This window comes from Bradyrhizobium septentrionale (assembly GCF_011516645.4).
Lineage (GTDB): Bacteria > Pseudomonadota > Alphaproteobacteria > Rhizobiales > Xanthobacteraceae > Bradyrhizobium > Bradyrhizobium septentrionale.
In genome coordinates, this window is sequence record NZ_CP088285.1 from 5,315,899 (window position 1) to 5,332,582 (window position 16,684).

The following is a 16,684-nucleotide window of genomic DNA, read 5'->3' on the forward strand; positions in this document are numbered from 1 at the left end:
GCTGTGCCGATCTCGAAGCTCGCCATGATATTTCTTCTCCGATCGCATGATGACCCCCTCCATCCAGATCCTTTCGGGAGATCGCTATGAGCATTGAAGTCGAATGGGCGCGTATGACCGCTCCGGACCTACGCGCGATCGCCGCACGCGAAGGCGCTCTGGCGATCCTGCCCGCCGGCTCGCTGGAGCAGCATGGCCCGCATTTGCCTGTGATTACCGATACGGCCAGCGCCAGTGCCGCCGCGATTGCGGCCGCGCGGCTGGTGGCCGCGGGTCCAGATCCGGTACCGGTCGCCGTGTTGCCCGGCCTGTGGTTGGGTTTGAGCGAGCATCATTTGCCTTTCGGTGGCACGATCAGCGTGGACTATGCCGCTTATCGCGCGATCCTAGAAAGCATCGTGCGATCTCTTCGCGCATTGGGCTTTGCCCGCTTGCTGATCGTCAACGGCCATGGCGGCAATATCGATCCGCTTGCCGTGGCATCGCGCGAACTGGCGGTGGCGTACGACTTTCCGATCGTCGCCACAACGCCATGGTTCCTGGCACCCGTGAAGATCGCGGCAATCTTCGAATCCGACACCGCACCGAAACACGCTTGCGAGGGCGAAACCTCGGTCATGATGGCGATCGCGAGGGACATTGTGAAGGAACACAAGCTGGACGAGGCGATGCAGCAGGCGCCTGCCGCGGTAGAGCCGCCGGCAGGGTTCTCGCGGTTCTACTCCTTCTCCGAACGCGCGCCGATCACAGGCTCCTGGGGGGACCCGCGGAGCGCCACGGCCGAAAAGGGCGCGCGTTTCCTTGGCGTGCAGGCAGAGGCGTTGGCCGAAGCAATCCGCAACACGGCGCTATGGTCTCGCCCGGATCCGGTCTGGCGGGTAGGCCGGGGGCAAGAGACCACGGCGGGCAAAGCAACGTGACATCGCAGGTCAGGCGGCGGCACATGCGTGCTGCTCCGGGCGCGCCCACGCGAATGTTCTTTGTGAAAGCCCGCATCGACCGCTCGCCGAACACAGGCAAAGCTGGCGCGCCACGGCCGATGAAGATGGGCACTATTGCCTCGCCGTGGCGCTATGACGCAATGACCGCCCAAGCGATGCGGCCGGATCGCCTGCGACGGACTGCGATCTTGCGCTACGCTTTATGGCGGCTGTCTTCCCGATTTCACTGGTGGTTCCGAATACCTTCGATAGCGGTCCTTTCGACCAGTCTTGGGATCGACGTGATGGGCCAGCTGTCGACCTCACAGGTACGGCCCGCATCACGTTCGGAGCGGTCGCTTTGAGATGGAGCACGGATTACCGAAAGGGCGAGTGTCCCAGGTTCCTCGCCCCCCGCGTTGCGACTATCAATCTCCTGTGCCGATTTTCGGCTCTGTGCCGGTCAGCAACCTCTTAATGTCGTCACGATGCTTCCAGGCAGTGACTACCGCCATGAGGGCCGTAGCCCACGTCATGACTTCGTGCTGACGATATAGTTCCCAGAAGACCATACTTGTTGTACCCATGGGTTGGGTGCCCAAGTAGAACGCCAGCGCGGCGACGACTGCCGCGAGCAGCGAGGCCAGGGATGAATTCCGCGTAGCACGAGCAACGATCAGCCATGTGATACAGAACGCAAGTGCCGCCGGCCACCACCAGCCGATTAGCACGCCGAGGTATATGCCAAACCCATTGCCACCTCGAAAACCGCGCCAGATCGGAAACAAGTGACCTAGAAAGGCGGCAACGCCTGCCGCAAACCATACCGAAAATTCTTGACTAAGGTCCGCGCTCGTTGAGCCGTCATTGAACGCACGAGCCAGCCAAAAGGCGACTAGTACAGCCATCGCACCTTTTACGACATCTAGGATGAGCGGCTCGGTCGTCCGCAGGTTGCCCAAAATAGTCTTGCGATTACCCTGAACGGCTTCGGCCTTCTTCTGAAGCACCTCGGACGGTAACGAGCCGACCAGATAGCCAAAAATTGCGCCCAGGATTTGCGCGTAAGCTTCAGTTTCCGATGTCAATGTCCACAAGACAGTCGACCTCATGAATTAATTCGGTGAGCGGCCCATTCTTCCAACGTGTCCTGAACTTATTGCCGGATGGTTAGCGCCAGTGTCGGCTTCCCAGGTTGCGACCGTCCGTCTCGTGCAAAAGCTGCCGTCGGGCTGCTCCGGGTCATTCGCGTCGATATTGCCACATCCGCTCTCTCGTCTGCTATCGACAATACCTGATACTACCGACCGAGGGCCGCGTGCTTGTCATCAAGATGACGGGCACAGACCACGATCGATTAGGACGGCTAGATAAAAGCGACGGTGTCGCTCCGTGCCGTCGGGGATCGTAAGTGTTTGTCTGCACATTGTTTTGGATGGCACTGCAGCGGCACCGTATTAGGCGGCCTGGTGCCATTCGAACCGAGAAAGCATTCAAAATCAACGTTCCGAGCGGCATCATTCGCAGCGTAGCGTCCAGTTGTGCAGGCTCGGCATGGAGGCCCGCCATGATCGCATGCGAGACCGCTGCCGGACCAACGGAACGCCGTCAAGGCTCGCGCTTTGCGCGACCGGCTCCGCCGGCTTGCGGCCTTGACTGCGCTCCGATGGCCCGGCCTTTGCTGCCATGCGATCATAGCTTGCTCTGCGCGATTGCGCTCAGCCGGCAGACGAAGCGCGAGGTCGGAGCACAGCAGCGTGATGTAGCGCGCGCTTCGGCTGTTCAGTGGATCGGCCAAGCTTGCCACAATGGCGCCATGGCTCGCTCTCAAGAATCGCAGCGGCGCGTGTCGACCAACGTGCAATGCGACGATCTCTACGACTATGCAGTGGCGCCCGCGCGTCCTAGCCGGCGAGGAGCGAAGCGCACTTCGGTGACATGGACGGTGACGGATGACTGGCCGGAAGACGTGCCGGTTGCTGAAGCCGAGATCGCCGTCTTTGAGGCTTGGTTCGGCGACCTGTTCGACGAGCTGTTTGGAGACGGCTAAGGGGGAAATCACCATGGCAGCGACGGTTCGGGCGGCTCTCTACCTGCGGGTCTCGACGGGGCGGCAAGCAGACAGCGATCTTTCTATCCCGGATCAGCGCCGCCAGGCGAAGGCTCATTGTGCGTCTCGTGGGTGGGAGATCGTCGCTGACTATGTCGAGCCCGGAGCGTCCGCGACCGACGATCGGCGGCCGGAGTTCCAGCGCATGATCGACGCGGCGACGGTCAAGCCGCCGGCGTTCGACGTGATCCTGGTCCACAGCTTCAGCCGCTTCTTCCGCGACCAGTTCCAGCTTGAGTTTTATGTCCGCCGGCTCGCCAAGAATGGCGTGCGGCTGGTGTCGATCACGCAGGAACTCGGCGATGATCCGATGAGCAACATGATCCGCCAAATCATGGCACTGTTCGACGAATATCAGTCCAAGGAGAATGCCAAGCACACGCTGCGAGCGATGAAGGAGAACGCACGGCAAGGCTTCTGGAATGGCGCGTTGCCGCCGATCGGTTACCGTATCGTGGAAGCCAGTGAGCAGCGCGGCCATCGCACCAAGAAGACGCTGGAGATCGATCCTATCCAGGCCAAGACCGTGCGGCTGATCTATCGCCTGGCGCGCGAAGGAAGCGGCTCATCCGGGTCGATGGGCGTCAAATCGATCGCCAAGCATCTGAACGAAGCCGGCATCCGAACGCGCGATGGCGGACGCTGGGGCGTCGATGCCGTGCACAAGGTACTAACGCGAACCACGTACATCGGCCGTCACCGGTTCAACACCAAATTTTGGAAGACCCGCGAGCGCAAACCGGACGCCGAGGTGGTGGAAATGGCGGTGCCGCCGATCATCGATGCGGCCGAGTTCGAGGCCGTGCAGATGCTACTCAAGACGCGCTGCCCGGCGCTGACCGCGCCGCGCGTCGTCAGCGGACCGACCCTCCTTACCGGCATCTGCTTTTGCGCCACCTGCGGCGGCGCGATGACACTGAGGACCGGGAAGAGTGGACGGTACAGGTACTACACGTGCTCGACCAAGGCCCGGCAGGGCGAGACCGGCTGCAAAGGCCGCACCGTTCCGATGGAAAAGCTCGACAGCGTCGTAGCCGAGCACATCGAGCACCGCCTTTTGCAGCCCAAACGTCTCGAGGAAGTCTTATCGGCCGTCCTGCATCGCCGGAAGGAGCGCGCCGAGCGCCGAACGACGCATATCGCCGAATTGCGCAAGCGTGCGGCCGAAGCGGAAGCCAAACTCAAGCGGCTATACGACGCCATCGAAAACGGGATCGCCGACGTCTCAGACCCGATGCTCAAGGAGCGTGTAACCGAGCTGAAGTCGATCCGCGACCAGGCCCGCGCCGACGCGGAGCGGGGCGAGGGTGCGCTGGATCGGGCTGGGCCGAGCATCACACCCCAGGCGCTCAAGACCTTCGCCAGCCAGGCCCGCCGGCGCATGCGGACCGAACAGGGCGGCTACCGCCGCGATCACCTGCGCGCGCTGGCCCAGCGCATCGAGGTGGACGCGAAAGAAGTTCGCATCATGGGATCGAAAAGCGTGCTCTTGCGCACTCTCGTCGCCGCGTCCGGCGCAAAATCGGCAGGTTTTGGAGTGCCCAGTTTTGTACCGAAATGGCGCACCCGACACGATTCGAACGTGTGGGACGCCTTCGGAGGGCGACGCTCTATCCAACTGAGCTACGGGTGCATTCTGCTAACGTGCTGCTTACGTGAATTTGTTGCGAGTGTGAAGCGGCGCGCAACGTCCTCGCAAGTCTCTGAATTCCGGGCCTCTTTCGAACTCCTTTTTTGCTCCTACTGGGTTGACACATGCCTTCGGAGGGCAGCGGTCAATCTGCGCTGAAGTGTCAGATCCGGCGCGTGTAGTTGTGGCGTTTAACTAGGCGGAAAAGCGTAGAGCATTAGGCCTGCGTGCCGCGCTTTATCGGCATTACCTTCTTGGGATCGAGCCAGTGGTCGATCCGATCAGCCCAATGCTGCATCAGCTTCGTGCGCGAGCCGATTAGCGCGAGCGGTCCGTGCTTCTTGTAGAGCCCTTCCACAGTCGAATTATCTAGCCCGTCCTATTCGTGAGAGTGCGTTTTTTTTAGTCCGATTGATGTGGCCGCACATCTGCTCTGACGAGGCGCGCGGGATTGCCTTCGGCTTTTCACCGCCTGACGACCCGTACTTTGCAACGCGCTTGAGGTGTAGGTTGGGCGAACGGGGGGCGGACGCCCCGCCGGTCAAGGACCGAGCGGCAGCAGCGCGCCTGGCAAGCCGCGGATCAGGTCGGCTTCGGGACATGCCGCGGCAAACGCAAGGCGAATGCGGCTCGTGGTCTCGACGACACGGGCAGCGAGTTTCAAGAGCCGAAGACGCAGCGTCGCGAACTCGGCTGTGGCCAATTCCCGGGCTTTGGGAATCGCGTCGCGCACGGTCAGCATCAGCCAATAAGCGGCGGTGTGGAGAACGAGGCGGACTTGATTGGCGAGCGCCGAACGGCAGCTGGTGCGATCGGAGGCGAGCTGTGTCTTATGCAGCTTGATCAGATTCTCGGCTTGGCCGCGCGCGCAATACAGGCTGTCGTAGATCCACTCGGCCGAGCCGACATCGAGGCTGGTGACGACGAAGCGGATGTCGAGGCCGAGCATCGTCGCCTCAATACGGACGACGGTGCGCCGTTCGCGATCCCAGGACTTTGCCTTGTGGCGCGTCTCGGTATAGCCACGCAGAACCGGCAGGTTCTCGATGGCGCGTCGCGTGCGGATGTCGTCGGCGGCCTCGTCGACTTTTCTGGCGAGCGGCTTGGTGCCGGACAGACCGAAGATGTAGTCGATGCCGTTGGTCTCGCACCACGTCATGGCCTCCGGCCGAGCATAGTGCGCCCGTCGCCACGGAACGTAATTCGCGTGTTGTGCCACCGCGTCCGGATATGCCGTATCAGGCGGCGCAGATGGGCACGCACCTCGACGCCGCCCGGCGTCTTGCCGGGCCGCAGCACGACCGCCACGGGCCGGCTCTTCTCCGTGTCGTAGACGTGGATCGGCAGGAAGCAGCGTTCGTCATAATGAGCGTTGAACAGCGAGAGCTGCTGATGGCCGTGGACGACATCGCAGGTATCATCGATGTCGAGCGTGACGGATGCCGGCTCGCGCGGGTAGCTATCCATCCATGCGTCGACCAAAGTGTAGGTCAGTCGGATCACGTCGCGCAGGCGCGGAGCATTCTCCAGCCGCGACAGCGTCGGTTGGGAACACAGATCGCGACCCGTGTCCGGCAGCCGTCCGCAGGCCAGCTTGAATGCGGGATCGGACCGCAGATGATCGAGGTCGTCGGCGTCCTCGTAGCCGCAGCAGATCGCGAACATGCGCGCGCGGAACATATCGACAAGGCTGTGCACGACCCGCGTCGGATCGCGCCGATCCGGGAACACCCGGGCCAAATTGTCGGCCAAGCCGAGACGCCGCTCGGCCATCGCCAGAAGCATCACGCCCCCGTTCGAGGTCAGCCGACCGCCTACGAAGGCAGCTGTGACTTTCTTGGCGTGAACGGCTGGAAACGAGAAGGGCGGAATCGTATCATCGGTCATGGCGGGCGTGGTGTTCGCGGCTGAAGGTGATGGGGTTGGCTTTGCAACCGAATCCTACGCCGCATTAGCGCTTTACACCACGCTCGCCAGCCTCTCAGGCGCCCTCTGACGAATAAGACGGGCTAGATGTCGCCAAGGAATCCGACTTGGTCGCGCTCGCCCAATATCATCTCAACGCTAACAACAATACGCTAGGCCAATGCCACGGCTATCCTTCGAGTGCCCGGTGCCGATGTCCAATTGTTCACCGCATGCGCCCAAGTTAGGTTGTTCAGAATAACAAGGTCCCCTGGTTTTAGCTTGAGAATAATCTCGTCACAAAAAAGTTTCTCGTAATCGGCGCCTGAACACCAGCTCCGTCCTGCATTAACGGGGTCCAGTTGGTGCAACTCAAAACCGTTCGGCGGGAACTTGAGAAGTTCTCGCTCCTGCAACATCCGAACGAAAAAGTGAAGACAGCTTTGGTCAACACTACCAATGTTATCCCAAAGGACATTCACATCCCGCCCTAGGAGAAGGGAAAAGCTTCTTTTCGGCCTTGCCATAACAATCGCCAGCAAAAGGCCCGGGATCTCGGATTTCACCTCGGCTACTATTTGGTCATCTGGTACCAAATAGTCATCCGGCGAGCTCAGACGATAAAGTGCTTTTGCACGAGTGATCATGCCCCGAGACAATGGCTTTGATCCAGGTAATATTTTTGTCGTTTTTTCTCGTAAAAGTCCCCATGCCTCACTTGTGTCGTCGATGTTCAATAGGATTGTTTCTCCTCCGTCTTTACTATTCTCGAAACAATAAAAGCACGACAACTGCATATTAGATATTCTATCTCCTTCGGAATGCGGGGTGACAAACTGATAATCATCTCGGGAATTAACGCTCATGAAGTATTTGTTGATCCGCCGTCGGTGACCAAGAAAATCGGAAAAGCCGGCCTCCAGCTCTAGCTTTTTTTGCAATCCCAGTTCACCGGCAATTTGATGTACGAGGCCGTCCGACTCGCTCGGTGAGACATTACGAATCAAAATGACACAGTCTCGACTGAGTGCCTCGATCACGCAAGTCACATCCAAGCCGCTGCACCCAAGGGTCAACAGCATGCGCCGATGTGAGAGATCAGGAGTCAGTTGTGGTTGCGACATTCGCCGTGGACCCGTTCTTCGTCGCATTCGTCGCCTCACGAGCAAGGGCCGTGCCACAGACGTCAGCGGGCATTAAGCGAAAACGCTACTTAGTGCCGAGCCCCGGCCAATCTGCGAAAACGCGATGCGTGGCGAACTTTGCAACATCGAGCGGAATCCCTGCCGCAGGACCCTCTCTCACTCGACGAGCAGACCACCTGGAGAAAGCAGCGGCGAGCATTTTGGCTCGCAAAGGCAATCCGGGCAAGGCGCGGGCGCCCGATCTTGAGTGGTCGTCGCTGTTGACGGCGCGTGCTGTTGTGTTGAGCTCTGTTCGGTTCAAGGCGTTAATGTCCCAAGCCCGACGGCATGACGGCAAAATTCTGGCAGCCCGGCGAGAAGCGAATTGTTTTCTTCAGAATGAGCTCGCAGAAGGTCATTGGCGCGTCCGTTACTTAACGTGAGCGCCAAGGAGATTCTGCTGTACGCGCGGTGATGACGGCGGCTGTTGCAGATCTTCCGACGACTTTGCGGACGCCCATGCGGTGATCGTCGCCAATGACGTCCGTATTGTTGTGCTGAGCTGTGTCTGGTTCAGGACGTCGATGTCCCAAGTCCGACGGCGGCATTCCGAGCGAGGCGCGCGTTATTTCTTCAGGAAACGCTCGCAGTACGTCATTGGTATGTCGATTGCTTGAAATGCGGGGTGATCCGTTACGGCCTTCATCGTAACCCCTGTCTAAGAGTTCAGATGAAACTTGCTACACCGGTTGGCTCTTGCATCTTTGTTGGTGGTGGTACGCTAGCTGTTAGATGTGCTCAGCTAGTGATGGAGATGGGCCACGTGATCCGGGCGGCGCTGTGTGCCGACGCCATATTCCGCGATTGGGCCGCTCTCGCCGATATCTTGTGTGTGACGAGCATTGAAGAGCTATCTGCGCTGCTCAACGCCGAGCCAGTCGAGTGGATATTTTCCGTTGCCAATCCGTTCATATTGCCAGCAGATGTGTTTGGGAAAGCGCGTAGAGGCGCTTTCAATTACCACGACGGTCCGTTGCCGCGATATGCCGGAACTCATGCGACGTCTTGGGCGCTTCCTGCCCGTGAGACCGAACATGGCATCACGTGGCATCGTATCGATCACGGTGTTGGTACTGGTGAGCTGGTCGTCCAACGCCAAGTGTTGATTGCGACGAGCGATACTGCGCTGACGCTGAATCTCAAATGTTATGAGGCTGCTATCGATGGCTTCCGCGAGCTTCTAACTGGCTTAACAAATGGAGAGCTTAGTGCTCGTCCGCAAGCGCTAGCGGACCGAAGCTTTTTCCCGAAAGGTCGACGCCCAGATGCTGCGGGCTGTCTGCGATGGGATCGATCCGCACAAGATCTGGAAGCGATGACGCGCGCCTTAGACTTTGGCCCGTATCATACCAATCCATTGGGGTTGTCCAAGGCTCTCGTAGGCGATGACGTTGTCGTCGTCAAGCGCTTGGAGGTGACGGCTCGGCGCTCGGGTTTTGCTGCGGGGGCTTTAGTTGAGATCCACCCCAGCCACTGGCGTGTGGCGACAGGGACAGAGGATGTTGATGTTTGGCTTAGCAGCTTGGATGGTAAGGCTCTGGATGCGCGGGCACTCGCGAGGCGTTCTGATTCCCATGTAGGCGACCGCCTCCCGATTCTGAGCGATGACGAGGCGCGGAGCATAACGGTCGCGCATGAAATGTTGGCGCCTCGTGAGAGTTTTTGGCGACGGCGGCTTGAACAGTTCAAAACATCCCAGCTTTCCTTTTTGTCGTGTTCAGTAGCTTTGGCTGCACCTCAATGGCAGTTGAGTTCATGGCGAATTCCAGGTGCTTTGGCTGAGCTGTCTCCCAGTAATCGCACGGAATTCTTGCTAACGGCTTGGCTGATCTACCTAGCCCGCATCACGGGAGAATTAGAGCTTCAATTGGGATGGACTCCCGCGCCGAGTGGATCGCGAGCGGGCTTGAAAGCGCTCGAGGTGCTTGTCGCTTCTGTTGTGCCGATGGCAATTACCATCGATCTCGACAATGATTTTGCAGAGGCGCGCACGGTGGTGGCGGCCGAATTCGCTCAGCTGAAGGAGCAGGATAGCTTCGCGCGAGATCTTATCGCGCGCTGCCCAACGTTGCTCGGTATGGAGGCGTTACGATTGCGCCGGCCCTGGCCCGTTGGCGTTATGCTTACTGTAAGTGGCGAGTCTGCCACTGGTGACCTAGCTTCGAGCCCGACTTCTGAGGCAGCCCTGCCCGGTGAGGCGTTAACATTTGAGGTTTGCGCTCTAGATGGCAGCTTTCGATGGCACTTTGATGCAAGTCGCTTGGAGCCCAAGCATATCGACCGTATGACCCAGCATTTGCAAAATTTGCTATGTGCTGTGAAGGCAGATCCGCGGCAGCCGGTGGGGCGGATTGAACTCTTGTCATCCGCTGAGCGCGCGTATCTGCTGGAGGAGCTGAACCGGACGGCATCGGCCTATCCGTCGGACGTGTGCATCCACGAGCTGTTCGAGGCACAGGTTCGCCGTGCGCCGGACGCGGTGGCGGTGGTCCATGAGGAGGAGCGGCTAAGCTATGGCGAGCTCAATGCGCGGGCCAACCAGCTGGCGCATCATCTGATCGGGCTCGGGGTCAGGCCGGATCAGCCGGTGGCGATCTGCGTTGCGCGCAGCGTGGCGATGGTGGTGGGGCTGTTGGCGATCCTCAAGGCGGGGGGCGCCTATCTGCCGCTGGATCCGGCCTATCCGCCGGCGCGGCTGCGGCAGGTTCTCGACGATGCGGCGCCGCGAGTGCTGCTGGCCGATGCAACCGGGCGATCGGCGCTGGGCGACGATGCGCTACGCGATCTGACGGTGGTGGATCTGGCGGCGACGCCGGAATGGGCAAATCTGCCGGCGTCGGATCCGGACCCGCGTGCGCTCGGCCTGACCTCGCGCCATCTCGCCTATGTGATCTACACCTCCGGATCAACCGGTTCGCCCAAGGGGGTCATGGTCGAGCATCGCGGAGTGGTGCGTCTGGTGGCGGAGAACGATATCGTCGAGATCTCGCCGCAGGACGTTTTTCTCAACGCTTCCTCGCCGACATTCGATGCGACCACGTTCGAAGTCTGGGGAGCCTTGGCGAACGGCGCCAGTGTTGTGCTCTATCCTGAACGCTATCTCTCGACGGCAACGCTGGCCCGGATCATCCAAGACCAAGGCATCACTATCGCTTGGATGACTGCGCGGTTGTTCGACGTCTATGTCGGGGAGGGGCGGAGCACCAGTGGGCTGCAGCAACTGCTGGTCGGGGGCGAAGAGGTCTCAGCCAGTTCCATCAGAGCATGTCAGACGCGACATCCGACGCTGCGAATCTCAAATGGCTACGGCCCGACCGAGAACACCACCTTCAGTCTCTCCTACCCGGTGCCTGCTGGCTTCGACGGCCAGCAGCGGGTGCCACTGGGACGACCAATCCGGAATTCGGTGGTCTATCTGCTGGACGGTCATGGTGCGCCGGTTCCGTTTGGCGCGGTCGGGGAGCTCTACGTCGGCGGGGCGGGGGTGGCGCGCGGCTACCTGAACCGGCCCGAGCTGACCGCGGAGCGGTTCATCGCCAGTCCCTTTGTGGACGGCGACCGGCTGTACCACACCGGCGATCTGGCGCGCTACCTACCGGACGGCAATCTGGAGTTTTTGGGCCGCAACGACGACCAGGTGAAGATCCGCGGCTTCCGGATCGAGCCGGGCGAGATCGCGGCGCGGCTTTGCGAGCACCCGTTCGTGCGCGAGGCGGTGGTGGTGGCGCACGAGGGCCCCGGCGGCGAGCAGCGTCTTGTCGCCTATGTGGTGTGCGCGCCGGAAGCAGCTTCGAACGGGCTGGAGGGAAGCGAGCTTGTCGGCGCCTTGCGCGCCCACATAAGTGCACACCTGCCGGAGTACATGGTGCCATCGGCGTTCGTGCGGCTGGCGGCGCTGCCGCTGACGGTGAACGGCAAGCTGGACCGCAAGGCGCTGGCTGCGCCGGACGATGAGGCGTATGCGCATCGCGCCTATGAGCCGCCGCAAGGCGAGATCGAGATCACGCTGGCACAGATCTGGGCCGAGCTTCTGGGTGTTGAGCGGGTCGGACGCCACGACCACTTCTTTGCGCTCGGCGGGCACTCGCTGCTGGCGGTGCAACTGATCGAGCGTTTGCGGCGGCGGTCGCTGGGGGTTGAGGTGCGCACGCTGTTCGCCAGGCCGGTGCTGGCCGATCAGGCCGCAAGCCTGGGCAGTCATCAGGAGGTGGCGGTCCCGGCCAATCGGATCACCGAACAGAGTACGGCGATCACGCCAGAGATGTTGCCGCTCATCGAGCTGGCGCAGGACGAGATCGATCGGATCATCGCCACGGTACCCGGCGGGATCGGCAACATCCAGGACATTTATGGCTTGTCGCCGCTGCAGGACGGCATCCTGTTCCATCATCTGTTGGCGACAAAGGGCGATCCGTACCTGCTGGTATCGCAGATGGCGTTTGCCGAGCGTGGCGTGTTGGACCGCTATCTTGCCGCGGTCCAGCGGGTGGTGGATCGACATGACATCCTGCGTACCTCGTTTGTCTGGGAGGGATTGTCGCGGCCGGCCCAGGTGGTTTGGCGCCACGCATCGCTGGAGGTGAGCGAGGTCGAGCTGGACGGGTCTGCTGGTCCTGGCGCCGCGCAGCTTAAGGATCGGTTTGATCCGCGCCAGCACCGCATCGATCTTGGCCGAGCGCCCTTGTTGCGGTTTGTGATTGCGCGCGAGCCCGGCAGCGGGCGCTGGCTGCTGTTGGAGCTGCAGCATCATCTGATCGGGGATCACACGACACTGGAGGTGATGCGTGCCGAGGTCCAGGCTGTGCTGGAGGGACGCGAGCACGAGCTGAGCGAGCCACAGCCGTTCCGCAATCTGGTGGCGCAGGCGCATCTCGGCGCTGATGCCAAGGCGGATGAAGCGTTCTTCCGGGAGCTGCTGGCAGACATCGACGAGCCGAGCACGCCGTTCGGCTTGAGCGAGGTGCGCGGCGACGGCGGCGGGGTTCGAGAGGCGCAGCGGATGCTGCCGCAGCAGCTGAACGCGCGGCTGCGCAGCCAGGCGCGGCGGCTGGGGGTGAGCCTGGCCAGCCTGTGCCATCTGGCCTGGGGTCAGGTGGTGGCGCGCAGCAGCGGCCGCGAGCAGGTGGTGTTCGGCACGGTGCTGTTCGGCCGCATGCATGGCGGGGCGGGCGCCGACCGCGCGATGGGCCTGTTCATCAACACCCTGCCGCTGCGGCTTGATCTTGACGGCACCGCGGTCGAGGCGAGCGTGCGAACCACGCATGCCCGGCTGGTCGAGCTCTTGGCGCACGAGCATGCCTCGCTGGCGCTGGCGCAGCGCTGCAGCGCCGTTGCGGCGCCGGCGCCGCTGTTCAGCGCGCTGTTGAACTACCGCCACAACACGCCGGCGGCGGTCACCGCCTCCGCAGCCGATGATGCGCTGTCCGGCGTGGAATGGCTGGGCGAGGAGGAGCGCACCAACTATCCGCTGACCTTGTCGGTGGAGGATTTTGGCGAGGCGCTCGGGCTGACGGCGCAGGGGGTGGAGCCAATCTCGGCGGATCGGATCTGCGGCTACATGCAGCAGACGCTCGCGCAGCTGGCAGCGGCGCTGGAGCGGGCGCCGAACACGCCAGTGCGGGAGCTGGACATCCTGCCAGCGGACGAGCGCACCTATCTGCTGGAGGAGCTGAACCGGACGGCGGCGCCGTATCCTGTGGAGCAGTGCATCCATGAGCTGTTTGAGGCGCAGGTGCGCCAGGCGCCGAATGCGGTGGCGGTGGTCTATCAGGACCAGCGCGTAAGCTATGGCGAGCTCAATGCGCGGGCCAACCAGCTGGCGCATCATCTGATCGGGCTCGGGGTCAGGCCGGATCAGCCGGTGGCGATCTGCGTTGCGCGCAGCGTGGCGATGGTGGTGGGGCTGTTGGCGATCCTCAAGGCGGGGGGCGCCTATCTGCCGCTGGATCCGGCCTATCCGCCGGCGCGGCTGCGGCAGGTTCTCGACGATGCGGCGCCGCGAGTGCTGCTGGCCGATGCAACCGGGCGATCGGCGCTGGGCGACGATGCGCTACGCGATCTGACGGTGGTGGATCTGGCGGCGACGCCGGAATGGGCAAATCTGCCGGCGTCGGATCCGGACCCGCGTGCGCTCGGCCTGACCTCGCGCCATCTCGCCTATGTGATCTACACCTCCGGATCAACAGGCACCCCCAAGGGGGTCATGGTCGAGCATCGCGGCTTGGTCAATCTCAGCTTGGCTCAGATCGGGCTTTTTGGCGTTTGTTGCAACAGCCGCGTGGTGCAGTTCGCCTCCTTCGGTTTTGATGCAAGCGCCTGGGAGCTTGTTATGGCGTTTGGTTCGGGAGCCACATTGCATTTGCCTGCGGATGAGCTCCGTCAAGCGAGTAACAAGCTATCGGATTATCTGCGAAGCGAAGCCATCACGCACGCGACGCTGCCTCCAGCCTTGCTTCAGGGAAGCCAGAAGCTGGAAGGCTTGGGATCGCAAGTTCTCATTCTTGCTGGAGAGCTGCCGAAGGCAGAACTGATCCGGAGTCTAGCTCCAGCATCCATTATCAATGCTTATGGACCTACCGAAGCAACAGTTTGTGCGGCGACCTGGAGTTGCCCCGATGGGTTTGATGGGGCCATTGTCCCGATTGGCCGCCCGATTGCGAACACGCGGGTGTATCTGCTGGATGATCATGGCGGGCTGGTGCCGTTCGGGGCGGTGGGGGAGCTCTGCATTGGCGGGGCGGGGGTGGCGCGCGGCTACCTGAACCGGCCCGAGCTGACCGCGGAGCGGTTCATCGCCAGTCCCTTTGTGGACGGCGACCGGCTGTACCGCACCGGCGATCTGGCGCGCTACCTACCGGACGGCAATCTGGAGTTTTTGGGCCGCAACGACGACCAGGTGAAGATCCGCGGCTTCCGGATCGAGCCGGGCGAGATCGCGGCGCGGCTTTGCGAGCACCCGTTCGTGCGCGAGGCGGTGGTGGTGGCGCACGAGGGCCCCGGCGGCGAGCAGCGTCTTGTCGCCTATGTGGTGTGCGCGCCGGAAGCAGCTTCGAACGGGCTGGAGGGAAGCGAGCTTGTCGGCGCCTTGCGCGCGCACATAAGTGCACACCTGCCGGAGTACATGGTGCCATCGGCGTTCGTGCGGCTGGCGGCGCTGCCGCTGACGGTGAACGGCAAGCTGGACCGCAAGGCGCTGGCTGCGCCGGACGATGAGGCGTATGCGCATCGCGCCTATGAGGCGCCGCAAGGCGAGATCGAGCCCGCGCTGGCACAGATCTGGGCCGAGCTTCTGGGTGTTGAGCGGGTCGGACGCCACGACCACTTCTTTGCGCTCGGCGGGCACTCGCTGCTGGCGGTGCAACTGATCGAGCGTTTGCGGCGGCGGTCGCTGGGGGTTGAGGTGCGCACGCTGTTCGCCAGGCCGGTGCTGGCCGATCAGGCCGCAAGCCTGGGCAGTCATCAGGAGGTGGCGGTCCCGGCCAATCGGATCACCGAACAGAGTACGGCGATCACGCCAGAGATGTTGCCGCTCATCGAGCTGGCGCAGGACGAGATCGATCGGATCATCGCCACGGTACCCGGCGGGATCGGCAACATCCAGGACATTTATGGCTTGTCGCCGCTGCAGGACGGCATCCTGTTCCATCATCTGTTGGCGACAAAGGGCGATCCGTACCTGCTGGTATCGCAGATGGCGTTTGCCGAGCGTGGCGTGTTGGACCGCTATCTTGCCGCGGTCCAGCGGGTGGTGGATCGACATGACATCCTGCGTACCTCGTTTGTCTGGGAGGGATTGTCGCGGCCGGCCCAGGTGGTTTGGCGCCACGCATCGCTGGAGGTGAGCGAGGTCGAGCTGGACGGGTCTGCTGGTCCTGGCGCCGCGCAGCTTAAGGATCGGTTTGATCCGCGCCAGCACCGCATCGATCTTGGCCGAGCGCCCTTGTTGCGGTTTGTGATTGCGCGCGAGCCCGGCAGCGGGCGCTGGCTGCTGTTGGAGCTGCAGCATCATCTGATCGGGGATCACACGACACTGGAGGTGATGCGTGCCGAGGTCCAGGCTGTGCTGGAGGGACGCGAGCACGAGCTGAGCGAGCCACAGCCGTTCCGCAATCTGGTGGCGCAGGCGCATCTCGGCGCTGATGCCAAGGCGGATGAAGCGTTCTTCCGGGAGCTGCTGGCAGACATCGACGAGCCGAGCACGCCGTTCGGCTTGAGCGAGGTGCGCGGCGACGGCGGCGGGGTTCGAGAGGCGCAGCGGATGCTGCCGCAGCAGCTGAACGCGCGGCTGCGCAGCCAGGCGCGGCGGCTGGGGGTGAGCCTGGCCAGCCTGTGCCATCTGGCCTGGGGTCAGGTGGTGGCGCGCAGCAGCGGCCGCGAGCAGGTGGTGTTCGGCACGGTGCTGTTCGGCCGCATGCATGGCGGGGCGGGCGCCGACCGCGCGATGGGCCTGTTCATCAACACCCTGCCGCTGCGGCTTGATCTTGACGGCACCGCGGTCGAGGCGAGCGTGCGAACCACGCATGCCCGGCTGGTCGAGCTCTTGGCGCACGAGCATGCCTCGCTGGCGCTGGCGCAGCGCTGCAGCGCCGTTGCGGCGCCGGCGCCGCTGTTCAGCGCGCTGTTGAACTACCGCCACAACACGCCGGCGGCGGTCACCGCCTCCGCAGCCGATGATGCGCTGTCCGGCGTGGAATGGCTGGGCGAGGAGGAGCGCACCAACTATCCGCTGACCTTGTCGGTGGAGGATTTTGGCGAGGCGCTCGGGCTGACGGCGCAGGGGGGGGAGCCAATCTCGGCGGATCGGATCTGCGGCTACATGCAGCAGACGCTCGCGCAGCTGGCAGCGGCGCTGGAGCGGGCGCCGAACACGCCAGTGCGGGAGCTGGACATCCTGCCAGCGGACGAGCGCACCTATCTGCTGGAGGAGCTGAACCGG

5 protein-coding genes, 1 tRNA gene and 5 pseudogenes are annotated in these 16,684 nt (G+C 62.5%); 6 read left to right on the forward strand and 5 right to left on the reverse strand.

The window, feature by feature from the left end:
• Positions 1-86 precede the first annotated feature (86 nt).
• Positions 87-920, forward strand: a complete 834-nt coding sequence (locus tag HAP48_RS27140) for a creatininase family protein (RefSeq protein WP_029085172.1) — start codon at positions 87-89, stop codon at positions 918-920.
• A gap of 428 nt (positions 921-1,348) precedes the next feature.
• On the opposite strand, the gene HAP48_RS27145 is transcribed toward HAP48_RS27140, so the two are convergent.
• Positions 1,349-2,032, reverse strand: a complete 684-nt coding sequence (locus HAP48_RS27145) for a glycerol-3-phosphate acyltransferase (protein WP_166208670.1) — start codon at positions 2,030-2,032, stop codon at positions 1,349-1,351.
• Between the two features lie 587 nt (positions 2,033-2,619).
• Here HAP48_RS27145 and HAP48_RS27150 point away from each other — a divergent pair.
• Both HAP48_RS27150 and HAP48_RS50515 read left to right on the forward strand, forming a co-directional pair.
• Complete coding sequence (locus HAP48_RS27150; protein ID WP_143278893.1) at positions 2,620-2,970, forward strand: hypothetical protein; 351 nt, start codon at positions 2,620-2,622, stop codon at positions 2,968-2,970.
• A 13-nt stretch (positions 2,971-2,983) separates the two neighbouring features.
• Positions 2,984-4,015: pseudogene (locus HAP48_RS50515) on the forward strand (recombinase family protein); the annotation flags it as partial.
• Between the two features lie 573 nt (positions 4,016-4,588).
• Here the strand turns inward: HAP48_RS50515 and HAP48_RS27160 are convergent.
• From HAP48_RS27160 to HAP48_RS27175, 4 genes and pseudogenes are all read right to left on the reverse strand, one after another.
• Positions 4,589-4,663 (reverse strand) — tRNA-Arg (locus tag HAP48_RS27160).
• A 214-nt stretch (positions 4,664-4,877) separates the two neighbouring features.
• Positions 4,878-5,018: a hypothetical protein gene (locus tag HAP48_RS27165; RefSeq protein ID WP_224741464.1), complete on the reverse strand. Its 141-nt coding sequence runs from the start codon at positions 5,016-5,018 to the stop codon at positions 4,878-4,880.
• A 183-nt stretch (positions 5,019-5,201) separates the two neighbouring features.
• Positions 5,202-6,547, reverse strand: a pseudogene (locus tag HAP48_RS27170) (IS1380-like element ISBdi2 family transposase).
• 191 nt (positions 6,548-6,738) lie between these two features.
• A complete protein-coding gene (locus tag HAP48_RS27175; RefSeq protein WP_156929122.1) occupies positions 6,739-7,605 on the reverse strand; it encodes a Fe(II)-2OG oxygenase family protein in 867 nt (288 codons plus the stop codon).
• 898 nt (positions 7,606-8,503) lie between these two features.
• Here HAP48_RS27175 and HAP48_RS50935 point away from each other — a divergent pair.
• The 3 pseudogenes from HAP48_RS50935 to HAP48_RS51075 all read left to right on the forward strand — a co-directional run.
• Positions 8,504-8,896 (forward strand): annotated as a pseudogene (locus HAP48_RS50935) (formyltransferase family protein); the annotation flags it as partial.
• 1,137 nt (positions 8,897-10,033) lie between these two features.
• Positions 10,034-14,887, forward strand: a pseudogene (locus tag HAP48_RS51070) (amino acid adenylation domain-containing protein); the annotation flags it as partial.
• 183 nt (positions 14,888-15,070) lie between these two features.
• Positions 15,071-16,606, forward strand: a pseudogene (locus HAP48_RS51075) (condensation domain-containing protein); the annotation flags it as partial.
• Positions 16,607-16,684 lie beyond the last annotated feature (78 nt).

What these genes read in the sequence shown, in the direction of transcription:
- HAP48_RS27140 (WP_029085172.1), top strand. Translation starts at nt 87, where the DNA reads ATGAGCATTGAAGTCGAATGGGCGCGTATGACCGCTCCGGACCTACGC.
- HAP48_RS27145 (WP_166208670.1), bottom strand. Translation starts at nt 2,032, where the DNA reads ATGAGGTCGACTGTCTTGTGGACATTGACATCGGAAACTGAAGCTTAC.